Source organism: Massilia sp. AB1 (assembly GCF_018119385.1).
Taxonomy (GTDB): Bacteria; Pseudomonadota; Gammaproteobacteria; order Burkholderiales; family Burkholderiaceae_D; genus Telluria.
The window spans coordinates 152,814-176,032 of record NZ_JAGKSG010000001.1; the positions used below are offsets into that span (position 1 = coordinate 152,814).

Here is a 23,219-nt window from a genome sequence, read left to right on the forward strand (position 1 = left end):
CGTCTCTTTCGCCTCTTGCGCGCAGTGATGAAGGCGCGCTTATTGTCATTTTGTTCGGTAAAGATACCTATAAGCATCGCTCATATCAAGAAATCTTCATTCGAAGTGTCCATATCCGGGCAATGTTGCAACGCTGTATAATAGCGGGCTATCTTCCACCCTAGCAGCCACGCTGCATCAACCGACTGTCCAAGCCATGTTGATTCTGCCGGGTTCCAACGCCCTCTCCGCCTTCCGTAGCCAACGCCTCCTGAGCCAATTGCAAGCCGTCGCCCCGTCGATTGCCGCAGTGCAGGCGCGCTTCTACCACTTCATCGACGCCAGCGCTCCGCTGAGCACGGACGACACTGCCCAGCTGTCCGCCATGCTCACGTACGGCGAGCCTGCGCCCGAAGCACTCTACGAGGGCGTGACCGAGGAGTTCTTCGTGATCCCGCGTCTCGGCACCATCTCGCCGTGGGCTTCGAAAGCGACCGACATCGCCCACAACTGCGGCATGGCCCACATCCACCGCATCGAGCGCGGCGTCGGCTATACCGTGGTGCTCAAGGGAGGCATCCTGGGCAGCAGCATCGGCGCGCCGAAGAAGCTGCAGGACCAGGAAGTCGCCGCCGTCGTCGCGCTGCTGCACGACCGGATGACCGAGACCGTATTGCGCCGCGCCGACGAGGCCCAGCAGCTGTTCAGCGAACTGGAAGGCAAGCCGCTCGAGAAGATCGACGTGCTTGGCGCCGGCCGCGAGGCGCTGGTGCGCGCCAACACCGAACTTGGCCTGGCGATGTCGATCGATGAGATCGACTACCTGAACGAGGCCTTCACCAAGGCCCAGCGCAACCCGACCGACGTCGAACTGATGATGTTCGCGCAGGCCAACAGCGAACACTGCCGCCACAAGATCTTCAACGCGGACTGGATCATCGACGGCGTCAAGCAGGACAAGTCGCTGTTCGCGATGATCAAGAACACCCACCAGCTGAACCCGCGCGGCACCGTGGTCGCCTATAGCGACAACTCCTCGATCATCGAAGGCGCGACCGTGACCCGCTTCTTCCCGCGCGCTGGCGAAGTCTATGCTCCGTCGACCGAGCTGGTGCACACCCTGATGAAGGTCGAGACCCACAACCACCCGACCGCGATTTCCCCGTTCCCGGGCGCCTCGACCGGCGCCGGCGGCGAGATCCGCGACGAGGGCGCGACCGGCCGCGGCGCCAAGCCGAAGGCGGGCCTGACCGGCTTCACGGTGTCGAACCTGCTGCTGCCGGACGCCCAGCGTCCGTGGGAAAACGCCAGCGACGTGACCAAGGGCGACGCTGGCCGCAGCGACGCCGTCTACGGCAAGCCGGAGCGCATCGCTTCGCCGCTGCAGATCATGATCGACGGCCCCATCGGCGGCGCCGCCTTCAGCAACGAGTTCGGCCGTCCGGTCCTGGGCGGCTACTTCCGCACCTACGAGCAAAACGTCGGTGCGGCGGGCGCGGTCTACGGTTATCACAAGCCGATCATGATCGCTGGCGGCATCGGCAACATCTCGGCCGCGCACACCCACAAGGACGAGATCCCGGTCGGTTCCCTGCTGATCCAGCTGGGCGGCCCGGGCATGCGCATCGGCATGGGCGGCAGCGCCGCCTCCTCGATGGCGACCGGCACCAACACCGCCGACCTGGACTTCGACTCGGTCCAGCGCGGCAACCCGGAAATGGAGCGCCGTGCCCAGGAAGTCATCAACGGCTGCTGGCAGATGGGCGCGGACAACCCGATCATCTCGATCCACGACGTCGGCGCGGGCGGCCTGTCGAACGCTTTCCCGGAAATCGTCAACGACGCCAAGCGCGGCGCGATCTTCGAGCTGCGCAAGGTGCCGCTGGAGGAGAGCGGTCTGGCGCCGAAAGAAATTTGGTCCAACGAATCGCAAGAGCGCTATGTGTTGGCGATTTCGCCGGATAACCTTGCAAAATTTGCAGCACTGTGCGAGCGCGAGCGCTGCCCCTTCGCCGTGGTCGGCACCGCCACCGAAGAACGCCAGCTGCGCCTGATCGACGACCAGGCGGATGACCAGGCGAATGCGGCCCCGGTCGACATGCCGATGGACGTCCTGCTCGGCAAGCCGCCCAAGATGCTGCGCGACGTCGAACATGTGGAGCACAGCTTCCCGCCGGTGGACCTGACCGGCATCGAGCTGGAAGAAGCCGGCCGCCGCGTGCTGCTGCAGCCGACCGTGGCCGACAAATCCTTCCTGATCACGATCGGCGACCGCAGCGTGGGCGGCATGACCGTGCGCGACCAGATGGTCGGTCCGTGGCAGGTGCCGGTGGCCGACTGCGCCGTCACCGCCATGTCCTATGAAGGCTTCGTGGGCGAGGCGATGGCCATGGGCGAGCGCACCCCGCTGGCCGTGATCGACGCCGCCGCCTCGGGCCGCATGGCCGTGGGCGAGGCGATCACCAACATCGCCGCCGCCGCCATCGGCGACATCTCCGATATCAAGCTGTCGGCCAACTGGATGGCGGCCTGCGGCCAGCCGGGCCAGGACGCCGCGCTGTTCGACACCGTCAAGGCGGTGGGCATGGAGCTGTGCCCGGCGCTGGGCGTGTCTATCCCGGTCGGCAAGGATTCGCTGTCGATGCGCACCACCTGGAACGACGAGGGCCAGAACAAGGCCGTGATCTCGCCGGTGTCGCTGATCGTGTCCTCGTTCGCGCCGGTTACCGACGTGCGCCGTTCGCTGACCCCGCAACTGCGCACCGACCTCGGCGAAACCGCCCTGGTGCTGATCGACCTGGGCCGCGGCAAGAACCGCCTGGGCGCCTCGGTGCTGGCGCAAGTCACCCAGCAGCTGGGCGACAGCGTGCCGGACGTCGATTCGCCCGAGGACCTGAAGGCCTTCTTCCAGGCCATCCAGCAGCTGAACAAGGACGGCAAGCTGCTGGCCTACCACGACCGCTCGGACGGCGGCCTGTACGCCACCCTGTGCGAAATGGCCTTCGCGGGCCGCGCCGGCGTCTCGGTCAACCTCGACATCCTGACCATGGAAGGCGAGCACGCTTCCGACTGGGGCGACGCCAAGAACTGGGCCGGCCAGGTCGCCGAGCGCCGCAACGAGATGACCCTGCGCGCGCTGTTCAGCGAAGAGCTGGGCGCCGTGGTGCAGGTGCGTGCGGAAGACAAGAGCGCTGTGATGAACGTGCTGCGCGATCTGGGCCTGGGCGCCTGCAGCCACATCATCGGCAAGCACAACGACCGTGGCGTGATCGAGTTCACCCGCGACGCCAAGGTGATCTACAACGTGCAGCGCAGCAGCCTGCACCGCCTGTGGAGCGAGACCAGCTGGCGCATCGCGCGCCTGCGCGACAACCCGGCCTGCGCCGACGCCGAATACGAGCGCCTGCTGGACGAGCAGGATCCGGGCATCACCCCGAAGCTCAGCTTCGACCTGCTTGATGACGTGGCTGCCCCGTTCATCGCGACCGGCGTGCGCCCGCGCGTGGCGATCCTGCGCGAGCAGGGCGTCAACTCGCACATCGAGACCGCGTGGGTGATGCACCAGGCCGGCTTCACCGCCGTCGACGTGCACATGAGCGACCTGATCGCCGGCCGCGCCAAGCTGGACGACTTCCACGGCATCATCGCCGTCGGCGGCTTCTCCTACGGCGACGTGCTGGGCGCGGGCGAGGGCTGGGCCAAGACCATCCTGTTCAATCCGCAGCTGTCGGAACAGTTCGCGCGCTTCTTCCAGCGCCAGGACACCTTCGGCCTGGGCGTGTGCAACGGCTGCCAGATGCTGAGCAACCTGAAGTCCATCATCCCGGGCGCGCAGGCGTGGCCGAAGTTCACCCGCAACAAGTCGGAGCAGTTCGAAGCGCGCTTCGGCATGGTGGAAGTGCTGGACTCGCCGTCGATCTTCTTCCAGGGCATGGCCGGCACCCAGGCGCCGATCGCCATCGCCCACGGCGAAGGCTTCGCCGACTTCTCGCTGACCGGCGACATGAACGCCGCGCTGAAGTCGCTGCGCTATATCGACAACCGCGGCCAGGCGACCGAGACCTACCCGTTCAACCCGAACGGCTCGCCGGGCGGCCTGACCGCCGTGACCACCGAAGACGGCCGCTTCACCGCGATGATGCCGCACGCCGAGCGCGTGTTCCGCACCGTCGTGCACTCGTGGGCGCCGGATTCCTGGGGTGACGAGTCGCCGTGGATGCGCATGTTCCGCAACGCGCGCAAGTGGGTCGGCTAAGCGGCGGCCACTCGAAAAAGCGCCTCTTCGGAGGCGCTTTTGCATTCGCCGGCTAGCGGAACCGGTTCCGCTTCGCTCTGGCATATCATACGAACATGAACAAGAAGCACACCAAGATGGGAGAAACCATGGCAAGCGAGGACGTCACTTTCGAGAATGTGGCGGCAGCCGCGGCCGGCCTGCAAAAGGACGGCAAGGAAATCAATATCGACGCGGTGCGCGAGGTGCTCGGATTCGGCACGCCGACCGCGATCTACAAGCACCTGGCCGCCTGGCGCGCCGAGCACGTCAAGCCGCCTGAGCTGCCGCGTCCCGATATTCCGGAATCGATCGTCAACGACCTGGTCGAATGGGTCAGGCAGTTCGCCGACCAGGCCAGCGCCGGCGTGCGCGAATCGATCTCGCAAACCGCCAGCGACACCGAGGCGCTGCTGCGCGCCGGCGACGAGCTGGAAGCCGAGCGCGATGCGCTGGCGACCGCACGCGCCCAGGTCGAGGCCGAACTGGCCGACCGCTCGGAAGAAATCGAGCGCCTGAACGCGGAACTGCGCAACGCGCGCCAGATCGCCACCGACGCCCTGGTCAGCAAGGCCAAGGACCAGCTGGCCATCGACGGCAAGGACAAGCAGCTTGCCGAGCTGCGCGCCCAGCTGGAGCGCAACGTGACGGCCCAGGCCGAGGAATCCGACCGCCGCCTGGCCGCGGAAATGGAGCTGGTGGGCGCCACCACCGCGCGCTCCAGCCTGGAATCCGAGCTCAACGACCTGCGCAAGCAGCTGGAGACTTCCTACGCCGAACGCAGCAAGCTGCGGGCGGAAATCGAGGTCCTGCGCGGGAAGAAATAGTCGCTGTAGGAAAGATTTTTCTAGGAATTTCAACTACTTGCACGGCTGAGCTGACGCAAGCCGTGCCGCACAGCCTGCGCGCATCATCCTCCAGAAGCGGCCATCTCTAGCCGTCCAAGCTCGGAGGATGCGATGAAGTTGAGTTCTTTCTTCACCTGTAAGGCAAGCCGGGCGGCATTGATGCTGGGGCTCGTTCTTGGTCTGGCCGGCAGTCCCGGCATGGCGGCTGCCCAGGCCAGGGTGGTGCTGGCGGATACGGCGTTCGTGGCGAACCCCTGCGCGCAGCTGGTCATGCAGGCGGAGGCGGAACTGGCCGACTGCGCTTGTCCGCCCAAGGGCTGCGTGCGTACGCAGGGTTACTGGAGCAACAAGCCGGGCGTGGTCTGGCCGTCGGGCTTCGACCGCAACGCGCCGTTCTTCTCCAGCGGCCTGGCCTGGCAGCAGATCATGGACCGCCCGACGCGCGGCGACGCTTACCTGATCCTGGCCCACCAGTACGTGGCGGCGGTCCTGAACCGCGCCGCGGGCGCTTCGGCCCCGTCGGGCGTGCAGAGCGTGATCAATGCGGCGACGGCGTGGTTCAACAGCGGGGTGGCCCTGGGCGAGTGCACGGCGGGCGGATGCCCTCTGCAACGTGCCTGGGCAGGCGTGCTCGATGCCTACAACAACGGTGTCTATCCGGGCGCGCCGCGGCATTGCGACGAAGAATAAGCGTCGGGCAGGGCCCAGCCCGGGCTCGCCGGCCTTTCGATCAGCATCATCGACCGCTTTCGGCCGGCGGCCGAAGCGGCCATGTTTGCACGGGCGTCCATTTGTACACCAAGATCAGGCGAATGTCGCGCGCAACACGACGACATTGTCGTAAAAATTGCTACAGCAATTGGAACTTTTGCTTGCGATATTTGTAACACTTCTCTTACACTGAACCCTAGACGAGCACGCTACAAGCTCGCATGGATATTTATCGACAACGATCGAATGTCTAAGGGGATGGCTCAGTATGTCAGTATTGCTCGCGCCCGATTCGGGCCTGTTTCCCGGCCGCCGCGTGTCGCGCGCGGCGGCCGGGCGCCGCCAATCGCTTCGAAATCTCTTCAGCATATCCGCCGGGCTACCCGCCACCACGGCTTCCGGAAGTCGGACAGTGAAGGCCGGGGCAGTCCGGCCATCCGTTGGGCCGGCTGCTTTCCACCAATCCGCTAACGATGGAGTCGCGCCATGACAGAACTCAGAGCGTTTATGGAATCCCTGGTTGACAACAGGGCGCCGGAATTGCCTGCGGAAGCGATCGCGGAAATATTGGACCGCCTGATCTGGTGTGTCTCGGATAACGGGGAGGAAATCCTCGCCGTCCGGGATAAGTGGCTGGATTCCGGCGATGAGTACAGGATCGCGGTCGCCCTGTCGATGAGCGACGTGTTCCCGTTTAATACGAAGGTCCAGCTGGAAGAGGGCTTGACCGGGATCGCGCGCCGTTTCCCGAATTTGCGCGGCAAATGCATCGAGTGGCTGGGGCATTCCAGCGAGTTGCCTTGACGCGGGAGTCGCCGGCGCCGCGCCGGGACGGCAGATCCGGATGAGGGCATCGCGCGGCCTTGGCCCGTGCGCGGTCGTCCTCGCACTCTGCGACCAGGCAGTGACCGCGCATGCCGTTTGCCTCGATCCCCGGACCGGACAATCCGGGTATCGGACGCCACTCGGCGTCGAAGTGGCCGCCGCCGAAGCGATCGTGATCGGGCGCGTGCAATCGGAGGAAGGCCTGAGCGACGATCCCGAGGACCCGGACGGTATCAGCGCCTTCAGGATCACGATCGACGTGCTGGAGAACCTGAAGGGGAAGGCGCCGGCACAGCTTGTGGTCATGAATGACAACACCTCCTCGCGCTACGCCATGGCGACGGGTGAAGAGCACCTGCTCTTCCTCTCGCAGGATGGAAATCGGTATTGGGTGAATGCTTGCGGGAACTCAGCCACGAGACACGAAGCCGAAGGGCTGCTGAAAGAGCTTCGACAGTTGTTGCGGACAAAGAACTAGGACCGCCGGTGTCTGTGGAAGGGGCGGGCAGCAATGCATCGGCCCGTCCTTGTCGCGGGTCTGCGGGTTCGGAAGCGGGAAGGGCAAGGTCCGGCTGGATAAGGCCTGCGCCCGCGGATGTTCGCGACAATGAAAAAGCGCTCCCGAGGGAGCGCCTTTCGCTTGCCGATCCAGCGTGATTACTGAACCTTGGCCTTCTTGACCAGGCTTTCGCGGTACTGCGCCAGCTGACGCTGCTGCAGCTGTTCCGCGACCTGCTGCTTGACTTCGTCCAGGGCCGGGATCTTGGCCGCACGGGTGTCTTCCAGCTTGATCACGTGGTAGCCGAACTGGGTCTTCACCGGGGTTTCGGTGATGGCGCCTTTTTGCAGGCCAACCATGGCCTTCGAGAACTCAGGCACATAGGCTGCCGGGCTTGCCCAGTCCAGGTCGCCGCCGTTGTTGGCGCTGCCGTCTTTCGACTGCTTGGCCAGTTCTTCGAACTTGGCGCCGCCCTTCAGCTTGGCGATGATGGCCTTGGCTTCTTCCTCGGTGCCCACCAGGATGTGGCGTGCGTGGTATTCCTTGTCGCCCACTTGCGACTTGTACTTGTCGTACTCGGCCTTGATGTCGGCATCCTTGACCGGGTTCTTCTTGACGTAGTCCGCGAGCATGGCGTTGATGATGATGCTCTGGCGGGCGTTGTCGATCGCTGCCTTCACGTCGGCGCGCGCGCCGATGTTCTGCTTGTCGGCTTCCTGGATCAACACTTCGCGGCCGATCAGGTCACGCTTGATCGCTTCGCGCAGTTGCGGCGAATCGGTGGCGCGGCCCTGGGCGACGACTTGCTTGACCAGCTGGTCAACCTTGGCCGCCGGGATCGGCTTGCCATTGACGGTCGCAACGTTTTGCGCGAATGCTGGCATGGCAACCATTGCGGTCATGGCTAACAACAGGCGGGCTGGCTTCAAAATCATTGTTGAGATCCTATATAAACACGAAAAGTATCGCCGCGGGCGACGAGAACCGGCGCCGAACCAGGTTTGTCTCCATCCTGGATGCGCCGCCGGCGACAGCACATCTTACTGCACCTTTGCCTTTTTGACCATTTGCTCCTGGTAGGCCTGCAGTTTCTGCTGGGTCAGGGAGTCCGCGATCTGCGGCTTGACTTCTTCCAGCGACGGCAGCTTGGCGGCGCGGGTGTCGTCCAGCTTGATCACGTGGAAGCCGGCCTGGGTCTTGACCGGGGTCTCGGTGATGGCGCCTTTCTGCAGGCCGGTGAAGCCGGCGGCGAACTCAGCCGGGAAGGAGGCAGGCACAGCCCAGTCCAGGTCGCCGCCGCTGTTGGCGGTGCCGGTGTCCTTCGATTGCTTGGCCAGGTCCTCGAACTTGGCGCCGCCCTTGAGCTTGGCGATGATCGCCTTGGCGTCCGCTTCGCTGTCGGTCAGGATGTGGCGCACGTGGTATTCCTTGTCGCCGGTCTGGGCCTTGAACTTGTCGTACTCGGCCTTGATTTCCGCGTCGCTCACCGGGTTCTTGGCGATGTAGTCCTTGGCGAGCTGGTTCACGACGATGGCCTGGCGCGCGTTGTCCAGCGCGGCCTTCACTTCCGGCTTCTTGTCGTAGCCCTGCTTGATGGCTTCCTGCATCAGCACTTCGCGCTCGATGAGGCCTTGCTTGATCATTTCACGCAGCTGCGGCGAATCCTGGCCCTGGCCTTGCGCGACGACTTGCTTGACCATCGCATCGGCACGCGCCGACGGGATCGGCTTGCCGTTCACCACTGCGAGGTTCTGGGCAAAGGCGGGCGCCGCTGCAACGGCGATCAGGGCTAACAGCAGGCGTGCTGGCTTAAAAGTCATGTGGTGTTCCTGTAGCGGGGAGAGTTGCTGGACGAGGTTAGATTAGTTTTTGTAACAACCAGTTCAATTGTCGGCGAGTTTTCTTAAAGCAGCCTGAAGCCGACATTCAGGACTGTTCGGAAGGCGCGGTCGCCGTGATGGCGAGCGCGTGGATTTCCGCTTTGTTAATCATTTCGTGCACGGCATCATACACAAGACGATGCCGCATGACTAGCGTGCGGCCCTCGAACTGGTCCGAGACGATTTTCACGCTGTAATGGCTGCCGCCGGAGGCCGCGCCCGCATGGCCGGCATGCAGGTGGGAATCGTCCGTGATCTCGAGCACGGAAGGCTTCAGTTCGGCCTGCAGGCGCTCGCGCAGGCGTTCGGTGCGATCGGTCGGGGTGCTCATGCGTCCTCCTCAATATGTTTGGAAAGCATCAGGGTCTGGACGACCACGAAGGCGAAGAAAATGCCGGTAAAGCCGAACAGCTTGAAGCTGACCCAGGCGCTGGTATCGGCGGCGAACACCACGAAGGCCATCAAGAGGTTCAGCAGGCCCATGGCGAAGAAGAACACGATCCAGGTATAGCCGACCCGGTTCCAGACCGGATCGGGCAGCTTCACCTGGGCCTCCATCACCGAGCGCATCAGGTTCTTGCGGTAGAAGACCTGGGCCACCAGCAGGGCCAGGGCGAAGCCCCAGTACAGGATGGTCGGCTTCCACTTGATGAAGGTGTCGTCGTGGAAGTAGATGGTGGCGCCGCCGGCGACCACGATCACGCCCAGCGACAGCCACAGCATGCCGTCGACCTTGCGCCCGCGCGCCAGTAGATAGCCGATCTGCAGGAAGGTGGCGACGATCGCCACCGCCGTCGCCAGCAGGATCGCCGACTGGCTGGGCGGCACCGAGCCGCCCGCGATCAGGCCGCCGAGGAACTGGGTGGCCAGGCCGTGGGCCCACTCCTGGTTGCTTTCACCATATTTATAGGTGCCGAAGAACAGGATGACCGGGAACAGGTCGAACAGGAATTTCATTGCGGGGTAGTCCCTTGGTGGTTAGATGGGTTCGAAGCGCAGGGCGGCGGAGTTGATGCAGTAGCGCAGGCCGGTCGGCGGCGGACCGTCGGGGAAGACGTGGCCCAGGTGGGCGTCGCACACGGCGCAGATGATCTCGGTGCGCAGCATGCCGTGGGTGCGGTCTTCCTTCTCGATCACATTGTCCGGGTCGAGGGCGCGGAAATAGCTGGGCCAGCCGCAGCCGGAATCGAACTTGGCGTCCGATTCGAACAGCGGGGTGTCGCAGCAGACGCAGTGATAGATGCCGTGCTCGTGATGGTCCCAGTACTTGCCGGTGAAGGCGCGCTCGGTGGCGGCATGGCGCGTGACCTGGTACTGCATCGGGTCGAGCTGGGAACGCCATTCGGCGTCGGTCTTCGTGACTTTGTCGTTCATGATGGCCTGTCTCTCAATCAGGATGAGCAGCTTACTTCAAGATGCGCCGCCCAGTCAGGGGGCAAGGCGGCATAGGATTCGTTTTCCGGCTGTTCGTCGTAGGGACGCTCGAGCACGGCCAGCAGCTTGTGCACGCCGCCGTAGTCGCCATTCTGCGCCTGTTCGATCGCCACCTGGGCCAGGTAGTTGCGCAGCACGTACTTGGGATTGACGCGGTTCATGGCCTCGCTGCGCAGGGCGTCGTCGCTGGACTCGGCGCGCAGGCGCGCGCGGTAGGTCGCGGCCCAGGCGTCGAAGGCTTCGCGGTCGATGAACAGGTCGCGCAGCGGCGTGTCGAAGGAAGGATCCTCCACCCGCAGTCCGCTCAGGCGGCGGAAGAACAGGGTGAAATCGGCATGGTTGGCCTGCAGCAGCTGGAACATGGCGTCGAACAGGGCGCCATCCTCGTCGCGGGTGTCGCGCAGGCCCAGCTTGGCATGCAGCAGCTCGTCGAGCTGGGCGCCGAAGGCGGGACGGTAGACATCCAGGGCTTCCTCGGCTTCTTCCGGCGTGCCGATCAGCGGCAGCAGGGCGTTGCCCAGCGCATAGCAGTTCCAGTGGCCCACCGGCACCTGGTTGGCATAGGAATAGCGGCCACCCTGGTCGGTGTGATTGCAGATGTGGTTGGCGTCGAAGGCTTCCATGAAACCAAAGGGGCCGTAGTCCAGGGTCAGTCCCAGGATCGACATGTTGTCGGTGTTCATGACGCCATGCATGAAGCCCACCGCCTGCCAGTGCGCGATCATGCGCGCGGTGCGGCGGGTCACTTCGGCCAGCAGTTCCTTGTAGGGGTTCACCGCGCCGGCGAATTCCGGATAGAAGTTCTTGATGACGTAGTCGGCCAGGATGCGCAGCTCGTCTTGCTTGTTCCGGTAGTGCCAGTGCTCGAAGGAACCGAAGCGCACGAAGGAGGGCGCCATGCGGGTGACCACGGCGGCCGTCTCCACGCTCTCGCGGACGATGGGCTGATGCGAGCCGGTGACGATCAGGGCGCGGGTGGTCGGGATGCCGAGGGCGGCCATCGCTTCGGAGCAGAGGAATTCGCGGATCGAGGAGCGCAGCACGGCGCGGCCGTCGCCCATGCGCGAATACGGCGTCAGGCCGGCGCCCTTGAGCTGGAGTTCCATAGGACCGGTCGGGGTGGCGATGTCGCCCAGGGTGATCGCGCGGCCGTCACCAAGCTGGCCGGCCCAGACGCCGAACTGGTGGCCCGAGTACACGGCCGACAGGGGCTGGGAACGGACGGCCACCTTGTTGCCGGTGAAGACGGCAACGAAGTCCTCGTTCGCCAGCTCGCCCGCATCCAGGCCGACCAGCGCCGCTGCCGGGCTGCTCGCCGCGATGAAGTAGGGCGAAGGCAGCGGGGTCGGCATCAGGCGCGTGTAGAAGGCCGGGGGCAGCTCGGCAAACGAATTGTTCAGGGGGAGTTCGTCGGCAGTAATGGCAGTTCCAGTATCAAGGGATGGTGGATGTCGGGATTCTACCGTACCGGGCCGGATGTGGAGGCGCACGGGTGGGAGAGGACGAAGTAGCGGCGCTCTCGGACACCCCACTTTACCAACGTCATTCCGGGACTCGGCGTCTCCTTGGCCGGAATCCAAGTTTCTTCGCACGCCACTTATGTTGAACGCAGGCGCGGCGCGTGGAGCCTGGGTTCCGGCCAAGGGGGACGCCGAGTCCCGGAATGACGGGCTAACGGGAGGGCTTCCGTAATGGATGCACACGAGTCGCAGATACCTGCTGCATCGCATCATCGAATTGCATTGACGACCGTACTCTGACCACGTTACAACATTCACGAAGTTGCAAAATAGATCATGGAGACGCCGATGACCGACTACCCGATGAGCCCCCTGATGGGCCAGATGATGGACCAGCCGCTGCTGATCTCGAGCATTATCGAGTTCGCCGCGCGCCACTACGGCGACAGCGAGATCGTCTCGCGCCGGGTGGAAGGCGATATCCACCGCTATACCTACCGCGAGTGCGAGCAGCGCTCGCGCAAGCTGGCCCATGCCCTGGCCGGCCTGGGCGTCAGGATGGGCGACCGCGTCGCCACCCTGGCCTGGAACGGCTACCGCCACATGGAGCTGTACTACGGCGTTTCCGGCTCGGGCGCCGTCCTGCACACCATCAACCCGCGCCTGCACCCCGAGCAGATCGCCTACATCGTCAACCACGCCGAGGACCAGTTCCTGTTCTTCGACCTGACTTTCCTGCCCGCCATCGAGATCATGGCGCGCACCTGCAAGACCGTGAAGGGCTACGTGGCCATGTGCGGGCGCGAGCACATGCCGCGCGAGACCAGCATCCCCATGCTGCTGTGCTACGAGGAGCTGGTCGGCGCCGCCCCCGACGACTACCGCTGGCCCCAGTTCGACGAGCGCAGCGCCGCGGCCCTGTGCTATACCTCGGGCACCACCGGCAATCCGAAAGGCGCCCTGTATTCTCACCGTTCGACGGTGCTGCACGCCTACGCCTCGGCCATGCCGAACGCGCTGAACGTGTCCTCGGCCGACGTGGTGCTGCCCGTGGTGCCGATGTTCCACGTCAATGCCTGGGGCCTGCCGTACTCGGTGCTGCTGTCCGGCGCCAAGATGGTCTATCCGGGCGCCGCGCTGGACGGCAAGTCGCTGTACGAGCTGTTCGAGCAGGAGGGCGTGACCTTCTCGGCCGGCGTGCCCACGGTCTGGCTGGGCCTGATCAACTACGTGCTGCAGAACGACCTGCGCTTCTCGACCTTCCGCCGCACCGTGATCGGCGGCTCGGCCTGTCCGCCGGCCATGATGGACACCCTGATCGACCGCCTGCGCGTGCAGGTGGTGCACGCCTGGGGCATGACGGAGATGTCGCCGCTGGGCACCGCCTGCACCCTGATGGGCAAGCACATGAAGATGCCGGTCGAGGACCAGCGCGCCGTGCTGCGCAAGCAAGGCCACGCCATCTACGGCGTCGACATGAAGATCGTCGACGACGACGGCAGCGAGCTGCCCTGGGATGGCGCGACCTACGGCCACCTGCTGGTGAAGGGCCCCTGGGTGGTGTCCGGCTACTTCCGCGGCGAGGGCGGCAGCGTGCTGCAGGACGGCTGGTTCCCGACCGGCGACGTGGCCACCATCGACCCGGACGGCTACCTGGGGATCACCGACCGCAGCAAGGACGTGATCAAGTCCGGCGGCGAATGGATCGGCTCGATCGACCTGGAGAACGTCGCCATGTCCCATCCGGCCGTGCTGCAGGCGGCCTGCATCGGCGTCCAGCATCCGAAATGGAGCGAACGGCCCTTGCTGGTCGTGGTGCGCCGCCCCGGCATGGAGGTGTCAAGCGAGGAGCTGCTGCGCTTCTTCGAAGGCAAGGTCGCCAAGTGGTGGATTCCGGACGACGTGGTGTTCGCCGACAGCCTCCCGGTCGGCGGCACCGGCAAGATCCAGAAGAACAAGCTGCGCGAAGCCTACCAGGAGTACCGCCTGCCCACCGCATAGGGGCGACGGCGCCGCCCTTGCGCCATGTTCTCCCGCTTGGCGGTATGCTCGGCCATATCGTCAAGCGCACGGAGGCCATCGCATGCATCCCTCGAACATCGTCCTGCTGGAGTTCCATCCGGAGCACGACAACCTCACGCGCGACAAGGAGCTGCGCGACGGCCTGTCCGTGGCCCTGCGCATGGGGAAGACGCTCTGGCTGGCCAACGACGAATCGGTCAGCATCGAGCGCCTGACCCTGGCCGACAAGGACAGTTCGGGCAAGAGCAGCTTCACCCGCGACCACAAGCAGTTTGCCTTGCACGATTTCCTCGACCTGCCGCTTCCGCCCCATGGCGAGACGGAGGACGACATCAACGAGGCCGATATCGAGGGCCTCGCCTGCGACGACAAATATATGTGGCTGGTCGGTTCGCACAGCCTGCGCCGCAAGCAGCCCAAGCCGGACGACGGTGCAAAGAAAGCCCACAAGCGCCTGTGTTCCGTCGGCGCCGACGGCAACCGCTACCTGCTGGCGCGCATTCCCGTCGCCACCGAAAACGGCGAGACGACCCTGGCGAAGGAAGTCGAACACAAGGGAAAACGGCGCAGCGCCGCGCTGCTGCGCGGGGACGAGCACGGCAACGAACTCACGGCGCTGCTCAAGGAAGACGAACACTTCGGCCCCTTCCTGTCCATCCCCGGCAAGGACAACGGCTTCGACATCGAAGGCATCGCCGTCGCCGGCAAGCACCTGCTGCTGGGCCTGCGCGGCCCCGTGCTGCGGGGCTGGGCGGCCATCCTGGAGGTGGCCGTGGTGGACGACGAACCCGGCAAGCTGCGCCTGGCCCCGGTGGACGGCGAGGGCCAGATGCTGCGCAAGCACTTCGTCGACCTGCACGGCCTCGGCATCCGCGACCTGTGCGTGCAGGGCAAGGACCTGCTGATCCTGGCCGGGCCCACCATGGACCTGGACGGGCCGGTCCACGTCTACCGCTGGGCGGGCGGCGCGCAGCCGGACAAGGAGACGGTGATGCCGCACGAACGGCTCGAGCGTCTGCTGAGCCTGCCCTATGGCGAGGGCGTGGACCATCCGGAAGGCATGACCCTGTTCCCCGGCCCAGAGGGCGCCGAGGACGGGCTGATGGTGGTCTACGATTCCGCCTCGCCCAGCCGCCAGATCGGCGACAGCATCATCGTGGCGGATGTGTTTCCGCTGCCCCGGCACAGGAAGCGCAAGGGCGCTTGAACCCGGCTAGCGCTTTTGCGCCTTGACGGCGGACCAGAGCACGCGCGGGAGCTGGTACAGCACATAGCCTCCCACCGCGAGGACGCAGGCGACCAGCACCGGCAGTACGGGTCCGAAGGCATAGCTCATGCCGAAGGCGAAACCGAGCAGGGTCTCGGAGCGGTAGATGGGATAAAAGAAGGCCAGCAGGAGCAGCCCCTGCATCAGGTATTCGCACAGGTCGGTGCGTCCCAGGCTGAAGAACAGCGCCACGGCCGCACCGAACAGCAGGCCGCCGGCGAAGCCCGGAGCCGCCGCAAAAGCCCCCTTCGCGCCGTAGCGGGCCTCGACGCGCGAGGCCGCGACCCAGGCCAGCAGCGGCAACAGGATCACCCCCCACCAGTTCGAGATGGCGGGCATGTCGGCGCGCGCCAGCAGGTGATGGGCCGGCACGCCGGTGGTGAGATGCTGCCAGGCGAGCATTAGGCCGGTGGCAAGCGCCACTGCGAATGTAAGTTGGCGACGCATGCTGACTCCTCGTTAACGGGACACGAGGATTGTGGCAGTTATTTCGCAGAACGCAATGCGCCTTGCATGTTCTGCTGCGTTTGCTGCCCCTGCGCTTTCGGCGGCTCCTGCCTCGGCGCCCTGTGCAGCGACCACAGCATGCGCACGCCGTGGTGTCCCAGGTAGGCGGCCGGCGCCAGTGCACAGGCCGCAAGGACCGGAACCACGGGCCCGAAAGCATAGGCGGCGCCGAACACGAATCCGACGACGCAGCCGGCGCGGTAGATCGGATAGGCCAGGGTCAGGAGCAGCAGTCCTTCGCCCAGGAATTCGAAGATGTCCAGGCGTCCATGCTCATAGACGAAGGCCAGTGCGCCGCCGAACAGCAAGGCGCCGATGGCGTCCCTGACGAAGGCTTCGCCGTCGTAGCCGGCGCACACGCGCCCCAGGGCGATCCAGGTCATGGCGGGCAGGAGGAGCAGGCCCCACCAGTTCGAGAAGGCCGGCAGCGCCTCCTCGTCGAACAAATAATGCACCGAGACGCCGTCGGCGGCTTGCTGAACGGCGAGTACGAGGGCGACGACCAGCGTCACCCGGAAGGTGATTTTGCTGCGCATGTGTGTGTCTCCTCGAAACCGGAAGCGGATGGTCCGGTCTCTACTTGTTTGGTGGTGCCGCGAAGCTGTATTGTGCGCCTGCCGAGGCGCGTTCTGTTGAATTGTTGCGCCCGGTTGATCGGGGATTTTATACTTTTGGTTGTTTTACAACGGGCATGTTGTCCCGCGCATTGGCCACTACCCGAGGGCAAGGCGCGCGGGAAATCGATGAGAAAATAATACGCCCGTTCTTTTTTCAGTTATAGTGGTCGGGCTAGATCACTTGATAAGGAGAAGAAGAGACATGAGTGCCGACTACCAGGTACATGGCGACGTCGCCGTCATCACCTTGAACAATCCGCCGGTCAATGGGCTTGGCCTCGCCACGCGCACCGCCGCCGCCGAAGGCGTGCGCCGCGCAGAGGCCGACGAGGCCGTGCGCGCGATCGTGATCACGGGCGCCGGCAAGGCGTTCTCGGGCGGCGCGGACATCCGCGAATTCAACTCGCCGAAGGCGCTCACCGAGCCGACCCTGCATTCCCTGATCCGCGTGGTCGAGAACGCGTCCAAGCCGGTGGTCGCTGCGATCCACTCGGTGTGCATGGGCGGCGGCCTGGAGCTGGCCCTGGGCTGCAATTACCGCGTGGCCTTGCCGGGCGCCCAGATCGCGCTACCGGAGGTCAAGCTCGGCCTGCTGCCGGGCGCCGGCGGCACCCAGCGCCTGCCGCGCCTGCTGGGGCTGGAAATGGCCTTGAACATGGTGGTTTCCGGCACACCCGTGGTATCGGAGAAGCTGGCCGGCACCGCGCTCTTCGACGAAGTCTTCCCGGCCGGCACCGACCTGCTCGAGGCCGCCGCCGGCTTCGCGCGCAAGGTGGCCGACATCCGTCCGCTGCCAAAAGTGCGCGACCGCAAGGTCGACTACCCGAACCACGAGGCTTTCCTGCAATTCTCGCGCAACACCGTCAAGGCGATGGCCGGCCCGTTCCCGGCGCCGCTCGAATGCGTGGAGGCGGTGGCCGCTTCCGTCACCAGCAAGGATTTCGAGGAAGGCTTGAAGTTCGAGCGTGAACGCTTCCTGCACCTGACCCAGACGCCGGAATCGAAGGCGCTGCGCCATTCCTTCTTCGCCGAGCGCGCCGTGAGCAAGATCCCCGACGTGCCTGCCGACACCCCGGTACGCAGCATCGCCAGCGCGGCGGTGGTGGGTGCGGGCACCATGGGCGGCGGCATTGCCATGAACTTCGCCAACGCCGGCATCCCGGTCACCATCCTGGAAACCAGGCAGGAAGCGCTGGACAAAGGCCTGGCGATCATCCGCAAGAACTATGAGAGCAGCGTCAAGAAGGGCAAGTTCACGGCCGAGAAGCTCGACCAGCGCCTGGGCTTGATCCGGACCACCCTGGACTACGCGGACATCGGCCAGGCCGACATCGTGATCGAAGCCGTGTTCGAGGACATGGGCGTCAAGGAGGCCGTGTTCCGTGAACTGGATCGGGTGATGAAGCCGGGCGCGATCCTGGCGTCGAATACCTCGACCCTGGACCTGGACCGCATCGCCGGCTTCACGTCGCGGCCGCAGGACGTGATCGGCCTGCATTTCTTCAGCCCGGCCAACGTGATGAAGCTGCTCGAGATCGTACGCGGCAAGGAAACCGGCAAGGACGTGCTGGCGACCAGCATGGCGCTGGCCAAGAAGATCAAGAAGACCGGCGTGGTATCGGCCGTGTGCGACGGCTTCATCGGCAACCGCATGCTGGAGCAGTACCTGCGCCAGGCCTATTTCATGCTGGACGAAGGCGCGCTGCCGGAGCAGATCGACCAGGCGATCGAAGGCTTCGGCTTCGCCATGGGTCCGTTCCGCATGAGCGACCTGGCCGGCAACGACGTCGGCTGGTATATCCGCAAGCGCCGCGCGATCGAGTCGCCGGAGATCGCCTACTCGAAGACCGCCGACCTGCTGTGCGAACAGGGCCGCTTCGGCCAGAAGACGGGCGCGGGCTGGTACGACTACAAGCCGGGCGACCGCAAGGCCTATCCGTCGGACGCGGTGAACGACATGATCGTGCGCCATTCGGCGGACATCGGCGTGGCGCGACGCGAGATCCCGAACCAGGAAATCGTCGAGCGGCTGGTGTTTGCGCTGGCGAACGAAGGGGCGAAGATCCTCGAGGAAGGCATCGCGCTGCGGGCGTCGGATATCGACATGGTCTACCTGACCGGGTATGGCTTCCCGCTGCATCGCGGTGGGCCGATGTTCTACGCGGATAGCGTGGGACTGCCGAATGTGCTGATGGCGATGGAGAAGTATGCGCGCAGGCGGCACGGGGAGGCGTGGAAGCCGGCGCCGCTGATGGTGAAGCTGGCTGGGGAAGGGAAGGGGTTTAATAGCTGAGGCTAGTGGTACGCGACGAACTTGGGCGGGACAATGCCAGTGGCATTGTCCCGGCCTTCGCCGGGAGTCATTACCGCCAGTGGCGGTAATGACGGTCTCGAGAGCAGCGGCAAACTCACGCTCCGCGACTGCTCCAGTACGTCATCCCGGCGAAGGCCGGGATCCAAGTTTGCGTGCACACCACGAACAAAAAAAATGCCGCTGTCCCCAGCGGCATTTTCCGTTAACCGATCCTGCGATCAGTCATGCGCGTAGATATCGTTGTCCTTGGTCTCGCGGATGAACAGCGCCCCCACGACCACGGTGATCAAGGCAATGATGATCGGATACCACAAGCCGTAGTAGATGTCGCCCTTGAAGGCCACCAGCGCGAAGGTGGTGGTTGGCAGCAGGCCGCCGAACCAGCCATTGCCGATGTGATACGGCAGCGACATCGAGGTATAGCGGATGCGGGTCGGGAACATTTCCACCAGCATGGCCGCGATCGGGCCGTACACCATGGTGACGTAGATCACCAGGATGAACAGCAGCAGCACCAGCATCGGCTTGTTCACCGCGGCCGGGTCGGCCTTTTCCGGATAGCCAGCGGCCTTCAGGGCGCCGGTGACTTCCTTCTTCAGGACGGTTTCGCGCTCCTTGCTGGCGGCGTCGAAGTTCAGGTTATCCGGCGTCATGACGGCGTTGAACGACTGGAAGGTCGTGTCGCCCACCTTGACCGATGCGACGGTGCCGGCCGGCGCGTCCTGGCGGGTGTAGCTCACCGAGGCCGCGGTCAGCATGCGGGTGGCGATGTCGCAGGAGGACGGGAATTTCTTGGTGCCGGTGGCGTCGACCTGGAAGCTGCAGGTCTCCGGATCGGCCACGACCACGACCGGCGAGGTCTGGATCGCACGCTCGAGGGCCGGGTTGCCGTAGTGGGTGATGGCCTTGAAGATCGGGAAGTAAGTCACCGCCGCGATCAGGCAGCCGCCCAGGATGATCTTTTTACGCCCGATCTTGTCCGACAGCGAGCCGAAGAAGATGAAGAACGGGGTGGCCAGGGCCAGCGAAATCGCGATCAGGATGTTGGCGGTCGGCTCGTCGATCTTCAGGGTCTTGGTCAGGAAGAACAGGGCGTAGAACTGGCCGGTGTACCACACCACCGCCTGGCCCATGGTCAGGCCGACCAGCGCCAGCAGGGCGATTTTGCCGTTCTTCCAGTTCAGGAAGGCTTCCGACAGCGGCGCCTTCGAGGTCTTGCCCTCGGCCTTCATCTTGGCGAAGGCCGGCGACTCGGACATCGACATACGGATCCAGACCGAGATGCCCAGCAGGACCACCGAGATCAGGAAGGGAATGCGCCAGCCCCAGGCCTGGAACTCCTCTTCGCCCATGGCGGTGCGGGTGCCCAGGATCACCAGCAGCGACAGGAACAGGCCGATGGTCGCCGTGGTCTGGATGAAGGAGGTGAACAGGCCGCGCTTGCCGTGCGGAGCGTGCTCGGCCACATAGGTGGCCGCGCCGCCGTACTCGCCGCCCAGGGCCAGGCCCTGGAGGATGCGCAGGGTGACCAGGATGATCGGCGCCGCGATGCCGATCTGCGCGTGGCTCGGCAGCAGGCCGACCAGGAAGGTCGATGCGCCCATGATCAGGATCGTCACCAGGAAGGTGTACTTACGGCCGATCATGTCGCCCAGGCGGCCGAACACCAGCGCGCCGAACGGACGCACGATGAAGCCGGCGGCGAAGGCCAGCAGCGCGAAGATGAAGGTGGTGGTCGGATCGCCGATGAAGAACTGCTTGGCGATGATGGAAGCGAGCGAACCGTAGAGATAGAAGTCGTACCATTCAAAAACGGTACCGAGGGAAGATGCGACGATGACCTTGCGCTCTTCCTTGGTCAGGCCAGAGGAGGATGGTGCAACCTTTCCTCCGGCGGTCATGCCGGGTGTGATAGCCATGTGTTTGTCTCCGTATAGTAATTTTGTTCCGGATGATGACGCTGTTGCTGACGGATTGCTAACGCAACTTGCCAATTACCTATCAGCTGTGACCGAGTGTGTTCCGCAAACCTTACACGATTCTTGCAGCCAGCTTACACGGAGCTTACAAGTGGACGCTCGTGCAGCTTGCGGCTGTGTCGGACGAGGCGCTTCTCCCTCGTAAGGCCGGGTCCGACGATCTCTACCGGCGTCTTCACGGTTTCATTACGAACGACCGTTCTTATATGCTATGCTCGGCCGGTCCAACACGAACAACAGGAGACAGCAGCATGCATGACGCCGTGATCGTTTCGACCGCCCGGACCGCCCTTGCCAAATCCTGGAAAGGCGCCTTCAACATGACCCACGGCGCCACCCTGGGCGGCCACGTGCTGCAGGCGGCCATCGAGCGCGCCTGCATCGACCCGGGCGAGCTGGAAGACGTCATGATGGGCTGCGCCAATCCCGAAGGCGCCACCGGCGTCAATGTCGCGCGCCAGATCGCGCTGCGCGCCGGCTGCCCGGTCGGCGTGCCGGGAATGACGGTCAACCGCTTCTGTTCCTCCGGCCTGCAGACCATCGCCCTGGCGGCCCAGCGCATCCTCAGCGGCGAGGGCGAGATCTACGCCGCCGGCGGCGTGGAATCGATCTCCTGCGTCCAGCAGGAGATGAACCGCCACATGCTCTACGAGCAGTGGCTCAAGAAGAACAAGCCGGAACTCTACTGGCCGATGCTGCAGACCGCCGAGACGGTGGCGCGCCGCTACGGGATTTCGCGCGAGCGCCAGGACGAATACGGCGTGCGCAGCCAGCAGCGCGCCGCCGCCGCCCAGGCGGCCGGGCTGTTCGACGCCGAGATCGTGCCCATGACCACCGTGATGGGCGTGGCCGACAAGGCGTCCGGCATGCTGCTCACCCGCGAAGTGACGATCGGTGCCGACGAAGGCATCCGCGCCGACACCACCCTGGAAGGGGTAGCCAAAATTCGTCCGGCGCTGCCGGGCGGCGTCGTCAACGCCGGCAACGCCAGCCAGTTCTCGGACGGCGCGGCCGCCACCATCGTCATGAGCAGCCGCGCGGCCGAGGCCAGGGGCCTGCAGCCGCTCGGGGTCTTCCGCGGCTTCGCCGTGGCCGGCTGCGAGCCGGACGAAATGGGCATCGGTCCCGTGTTCGCGGTGCCGAAGCTGCTGCAGAAAGCCGGGCTGGGTGTCGAGGACATCGGCCTGTGGGAGCTGAACGAAGCCTTCGCCGTGCAGGTGCTGTATTGCGCCGACCGGCTGGGCATCCCGATGGAGCGCCTGAATGTCAACGGCGGCGCCATCGCCGTCGGCCATCCCTACGGCGTGTCGGGCGCGCGCCTGGTAGGCCACGCGCTCATCGAAGGCAAGCGCCGCGGCGTCAAGTACGTGGTGGCCACCATGTGTATCGGCGGCGGCCAGGGCGCGGCCGGCCTGTTTGAAGTCGTCTGAACGTTTTTTAGGAGAAGTAATGATCAAGCATATCGTGATGTGGAAGCTCAAGGAGCAGGCCGAAGGCGCGGACCGCGCCGCCAATGCGCGCGAAATGAAGCGCCGGCTCGACGAGTGCGCCCACATCGTGCCTGGCATCCTCACGTTCGAGGTCGTGATCGCCCAGCCGGGACTGGAAGCCACCTACGATGTGGTGCTGTACTCGGAATTCGAGGACAAGGCGGCGCTGGACTCCTACGCCAGCCACCCGACGCACAAGGCCCTGGTGCCTTTCATCGGCGCGATCCGCGAAGCGCGCCAGTGCATGGATTACGAAGTCTGAGCCCAGGCTCGGCCTATAACAAGACGGAGACCGCATGCGCACCACCCACGAACTGTTTTCCCTGAAGGACAAGACCGCCATCGTCACCGGCGGTTCGCGCGGGCTCGGCCTGCAGATGGCCGAGGCGCTCGGCGAGCAGGGCGCCCGCCTGCTGATTTCCTCGCGCAAGCAGGAGGAGCTCGATGAAGCCGTGGCGCACCTGCAGGCGCGCGGCATCGATGCCACCAGCATCGCCGTCGACTTGTCGAACGAGGCCCAGGCCCATGCCTTCGTGGACGAGGCGCTGCGCCGGCTCGGGCAGGTCGACATCCTGGTCAACAATGCTGGCGCCAGCTGGGGCGCCCCGGCCGAGGACTATCCGCTCGAGGCCTGGGACAAGGTGATGAACCTGAACGTGCGCGCCATGTTCCTGGTCTCGCAGCGGGTCGGCAAGCTGTCCATGATCCCGCGCCGCTACGGGCGCATCGTCAACATCTCTTCGATTGCGGGCCTGGCCGGCAACCCGCCGGGCACCATGCAAACCCTCGCGTACAACACGTCCAAGGGCGCGGTGGTAAATTTCACCCGTACCCTCGCGGGCGAATGGGGACGCTACGGCATCACGGTCAATTCGATCGCGCCGGGCTTCTTCCCGTCCAAGATGACCAAGGGGGTGCTGGCGACCTTCGGCGAGGACACCCTGGCCAAGGATGCGCCGCTCAAGCGCCTTGGCGACGACGAGGACCTGAAGGGCGCGGTGGTGCTGTTCGCCTCCGACGCCGGCAAGCATATTACCGGGCAGACGCTGGCCGTCGATGGAGGCGTGTCGGCGGTCTGATTCCGGACGCAGCGATGTCATCTGTGGGGAGAGGA

At 64.9% G+C, this 23,219-nt stretch carries 20 protein-coding genes; 11 read left to right on the plus strand and 9 right to left on the minus strand.

What is annotated here, in order from left to right:
• The first annotated feature begins 196 nt into the window (after nucleotides 1-196).
• The 5 genes from purL (at nucleotide 197) to J8847_RS00690 (ending at nucleotide 7,114) form a co-directional block, all read left to right on the plus strand.
• Nucleotides 197-4,234: a phosphoribosylformylglycinamidine synthase gene (purL, locus tag J8847_RS00670; RefSeq protein ID WP_211522751.1), complete on the plus strand. Its 4,038-nt coding sequence runs from the start codon at nucleotides 197-199 to the stop codon at nucleotides 4,232-4,234.
• A gap of 95 nt (nucleotides 4,235-4,329) precedes the next feature.
• Nucleotides 4,330-5,079, plus strand: coding sequence for a DNA-binding protein (locus J8847_RS00675; protein WP_229429901.1), 750 nt, complete (start codon nucleotides 4,330-4,332; stop codon nucleotides 5,077-5,079).
• Between the two features lie 132 nt (nucleotides 5,080-5,211).
• Complete coding sequence (locus J8847_RS00680) at nucleotides 5,212-5,790, plus strand: hypothetical protein (RefSeq protein WP_211522752.1); 579 nt, start codon at nucleotides 5,212-5,214, stop codon at nucleotides 5,788-5,790.
• 507 nt (nucleotides 5,791-6,297) lie between these two features.
• Nucleotides 6,298-6,615: a hypothetical protein gene (locus J8847_RS00685; protein ID WP_211522753.1), complete on the plus strand. Its 318-nt coding sequence runs from the start codon at nucleotides 6,298-6,300 to the stop codon at nucleotides 6,613-6,615.
• Between the two features lie 40 nt (nucleotides 6,616-6,655).
• Nucleotides 6,656-7,114 (plus strand): hypothetical protein, encoded by a 459-nt coding sequence (locus J8847_RS00690; protein WP_211522754.1) that lies wholly within the window; start codon nucleotides 6,656-6,658, stop codon nucleotides 7,112-7,114.
• 179 nt (nucleotides 7,115-7,293) lie between these two features.
• Here the strand turns inward: J8847_RS00690 and J8847_RS00695 are convergent, their stop codons facing one another.
• The 6 genes from J8847_RS00695 to J8847_RS00720 all read right to left on the minus strand — a co-directional run bounded on the left by J8847_RS00695 (nucleotide 7,294) and on the right by J8847_RS00720 (nucleotide 11,801).
• Nucleotides 7,294-8,070: a peptidylprolyl isomerase gene (locus J8847_RS00695; protein ID WP_211522755.1), complete on the minus strand. Its 777-nt coding sequence runs from the start codon at nucleotides 8,068-8,070 to the stop codon at nucleotides 7,294-7,296.
• A 105-nt stretch (nucleotides 8,071-8,175) separates the two neighbouring features.
• Complete coding sequence (locus J8847_RS00700) at nucleotides 8,176-8,955, minus strand: peptidyl-prolyl cis-trans isomerase (protein WP_211522756.1); 780 nt, start codon at nucleotides 8,953-8,955, stop codon at nucleotides 8,176-8,178.
• 106 nt (nucleotides 8,956-9,061) lie between these two features.
• Nucleotides 9,062-9,346, minus strand: a complete 285-nt coding sequence (locus J8847_RS00705) for a BolA family transcriptional regulator (RefSeq protein ID WP_211522757.1) — start codon at nucleotides 9,344-9,346, stop codon at nucleotides 9,062-9,064.
• Complete coding sequence (locus J8847_RS00710) at nucleotides 9,343-9,972, minus strand: septation protein A (RefSeq protein WP_211522758.1); 630 nt, start codon at nucleotides 9,970-9,972, stop codon at nucleotides 9,343-9,345. The genes J8847_RS00705 and J8847_RS00710 overlap by 4 nt, the downstream gene beginning before the upstream one ends.
• A gap of 21 nt (nucleotides 9,973-9,993) precedes the next feature.
• Entirely contained in the window at nucleotides 9,994-10,389 is a 396-nt protein-coding gene (msrB, locus tag J8847_RS00715; RefSeq protein ID WP_211522759.1) for a peptide-methionine (R)-S-oxide reductase MsrB, read from the minus strand.
• 17 nt (nucleotides 10,390-10,406) lie between these two features.
• Complete coding sequence (locus J8847_RS00720) at nucleotides 10,407-11,801, minus strand: YdiU family protein (protein WP_373999801.1); 1,395 nt, start codon at nucleotides 11,799-11,801, stop codon at nucleotides 10,407-10,409.
• Nucleotides 11,802-12,257: 456 nt separating this feature from the next.
• Here J8847_RS00720 and J8847_RS00725 point away from each other — a divergent pair, with 456 nt between their 5' ends.
• The gene (locus J8847_RS00725; protein ID WP_307727485.1) at nucleotides 12,258-13,910 is read left to right on the plus strand and encodes a 3-(methylthio)propionyl-CoA ligase; all 1,653 of its coding nucleotides are present in this window, start codon (nucleotides 12,258-12,260) and stop codon (nucleotides 13,908-13,910) included.
• A gap of 82 nt (nucleotides 13,911-13,992) precedes the next feature.
• Nucleotides 13,993-15,138, plus strand: coding sequence for a DUF3616 domain-containing protein (locus J8847_RS00730; protein WP_211522760.1), 1,146 nt, complete (start codon nucleotides 13,993-13,995; stop codon nucleotides 15,136-15,138).
• Between the two features lie 6 nt (nucleotides 15,139-15,144).
• Here J8847_RS00730 and J8847_RS00735 read toward each other — a convergent pair whose 3' ends face one another.
• Entirely contained in the window at nucleotides 15,145-15,645 is a 501-nt protein-coding gene (locus tag J8847_RS00735; RefSeq protein WP_211522761.1) for a hypothetical protein, read from the minus strand.
• Between the two features lie 38 nt (nucleotides 15,646-15,683).
• Nucleotides 15,684-16,241 carry a hypothetical protein gene (locus J8847_RS00740; RefSeq protein ID WP_211522762.1) on the minus strand — a complete coding sequence of 186 codons (558 nt, stop codon included), beginning with the start codon at nucleotides 16,239-16,241 and terminating at the stop codon, nucleotides 15,684-15,686.
• Between the two features lie 283 nt (nucleotides 16,242-16,524).
• Here J8847_RS00740 and J8847_RS00745 point away from each other — a divergent pair, with 283 nt between their 5' ends.
• Nucleotides 16,525-18,615, plus strand: a complete 2,091-nt coding sequence (locus J8847_RS00745; RefSeq protein ID WP_211522763.1) for a 3-hydroxyacyl-CoA dehydrogenase NAD-binding domain-containing protein — start codon at nucleotides 16,525-16,527, stop codon at nucleotides 18,613-18,615.
• Nucleotides 18,616-18,854: 239 nt separating this feature from the next.
• Here J8847_RS00745 and J8847_RS00750 read toward each other — a convergent pair whose 3' ends face one another.
• Nucleotides 18,855-20,555 (minus strand): MFS transporter, encoded by a 1,701-nt coding sequence (locus J8847_RS00750; RefSeq protein ID WP_229429970.1) that lies wholly within the window; start codon nucleotides 20,553-20,555, stop codon nucleotides 18,855-18,857.
• A gap of 311 nt (nucleotides 20,556-20,866) precedes the next feature.
• Between J8847_RS00750 and J8847_RS00755 the strand changes: the two genes are divergently transcribed.
• Genes J8847_RS00755 through J8847_RS00765 form a run of 3 tightly spaced genes read left to right on the plus strand, consistent with a single transcriptional unit; the run spans nucleotide 20,867 to nucleotide 23,184 of the window.
• Nucleotides 20,867-22,045 (plus strand): acetyl-CoA C-acyltransferase, encoded by a 1,179-nt coding sequence (locus J8847_RS00755; protein WP_211522764.1) that lies wholly within the window; start codon nucleotides 20,867-20,869, stop codon nucleotides 22,043-22,045.
• Between the two features lie 19 nt (nucleotides 22,046-22,064).
• Entirely contained in the window at nucleotides 22,065-22,367 is a 303-nt protein-coding gene (locus tag J8847_RS00760; protein WP_211522765.1) for a Dabb family protein, read from the plus strand.
• 34 nt (nucleotides 22,368-22,401) lie between these two features.
• A complete protein-coding gene (locus J8847_RS00765) occupies nucleotides 22,402-23,184 on the plus strand; it encodes an SDR family oxidoreductase (protein ID WP_211522766.1) in 783 nt (260 codons plus the stop codon).
• Nucleotides 23,185-23,219: the final 35 nt, after the last annotated feature.

Bases quoted from the DNA above. Each gene is read 5' to 3' on its own strand.
- purL (WP_211522751.1), top strand. From the start codon at position 197: ATGTTGATTCTGCCGGGTTCCAACGCCCTCTCCGCCTTCCGTAGCCAA.
- J8847_RS00675 (WP_229429901.1), top strand. From the start codon at position 4,330: ATGAACAAGAAGCACACCAAGATGGGAGAAACCATGGCAAGCGAGGAC.
- J8847_RS00680 (WP_211522752.1), top strand. From the start codon at position 5,212: ATGAAGTTGAGTTCTTTCTTCACCTGTAAGGCAAGCCGGGCGGCATTG.
- J8847_RS00685 (WP_211522753.1), top strand. From the start codon at position 6,298: ATGACAGAACTCAGAGCGTTTATGGAATCCCTGGTTGACAACAGGGCG.
- J8847_RS00690 (WP_211522754.1), top strand. From the start codon at position 6,656: ATGAGGGCATCGCGCGGCCTTGGCCCGTGCGCGGTCGTCCTCGCACTC.
- J8847_RS00695 (WP_211522755.1), bottom strand. From the start codon at position 8,070: ATGATTTTGAAGCCAGCCCGCCTGTTGTTAGCCATGACCGCAATGGTT.
- J8847_RS00700 (WP_211522756.1), bottom strand. From the start codon at position 8,955: ATGACTTTTAAGCCAGCACGCCTGCTGTTAGCCCTGATCGCCGTTGCA.
- J8847_RS00705 (WP_211522757.1), bottom strand. From the start codon at position 9,346: ATGAGCACCCCGACCGATCGCACCGAACGCCTGCGCGAGCGCCTGCAG.
- J8847_RS00710 (WP_211522758.1), bottom strand. From the start codon at position 9,972: ATGAAATTCCTGTTCGACCTGTTCCCGGTCATCCTGTTCTTCGGCACC.
- msrB (WP_211522759.1), bottom strand. From the start codon at position 10,389: ATGAACGACAAAGTCACGAAGACCGACGCCGAATGGCGTTCCCAGCTC.
- J8847_RS00720 (WP_373999801.1), bottom strand. From the start codon at position 11,801: ATGCCGACCCCGCTGCCTTCGCCCTACTTCATCGCGGCGAGCAGCCCG.
- J8847_RS00725 (WP_307727485.1), top strand. From the start codon at position 12,258: ATGACCGACTACCCGATGAGCCCCCTGATGGGCCAGATGATGGACCAG.
- J8847_RS00730 (WP_211522760.1), top strand. From the start codon at position 13,993: ATGCATCCCTCGAACATCGTCCTGCTGGAGTTCCATCCGGAGCACGAC.
- J8847_RS00735 (WP_211522761.1), bottom strand. From the start codon at position 15,645: ATGCGTCGCCAACTTACATTCGCAGTGGCGCTTGCCACCGGCCTAATG.
- J8847_RS00740 (WP_211522762.1), bottom strand. From the start codon at position 16,241: ATGCGCAGCAAAATCACCTTCCGGGTGACGCTGGTCGTCGCCCTCGTA.
- J8847_RS00745 (WP_211522763.1), top strand. From the start codon at position 16,525: ATGAGTGCCGACTACCAGGTACATGGCGACGTCGCCGTCATCACCTTG.
- J8847_RS00750 (WP_229429970.1), bottom strand. From the start codon at position 20,555: ATGGCTATCACACCCGGCATGACCGCCGGAGGAAAGGTTGCACCATCC.
- J8847_RS00755 (WP_211522764.1), top strand. From the start codon at position 20,867: ATGCATGACGCCGTGATCGTTTCGACCGCCCGGACCGCCCTTGCCAAA.
- J8847_RS00760 (WP_211522765.1), top strand. From the start codon at position 22,065: ATGATCAAGCATATCGTGATGTGGAAGCTCAAGGAGCAGGCCGAAGGC.
- J8847_RS00765 (WP_211522766.1), top strand. From the start codon at position 22,402: ATGCGCACCACCCACGAACTGTTTTCCCTGAAGGACAAGACCGCCATC.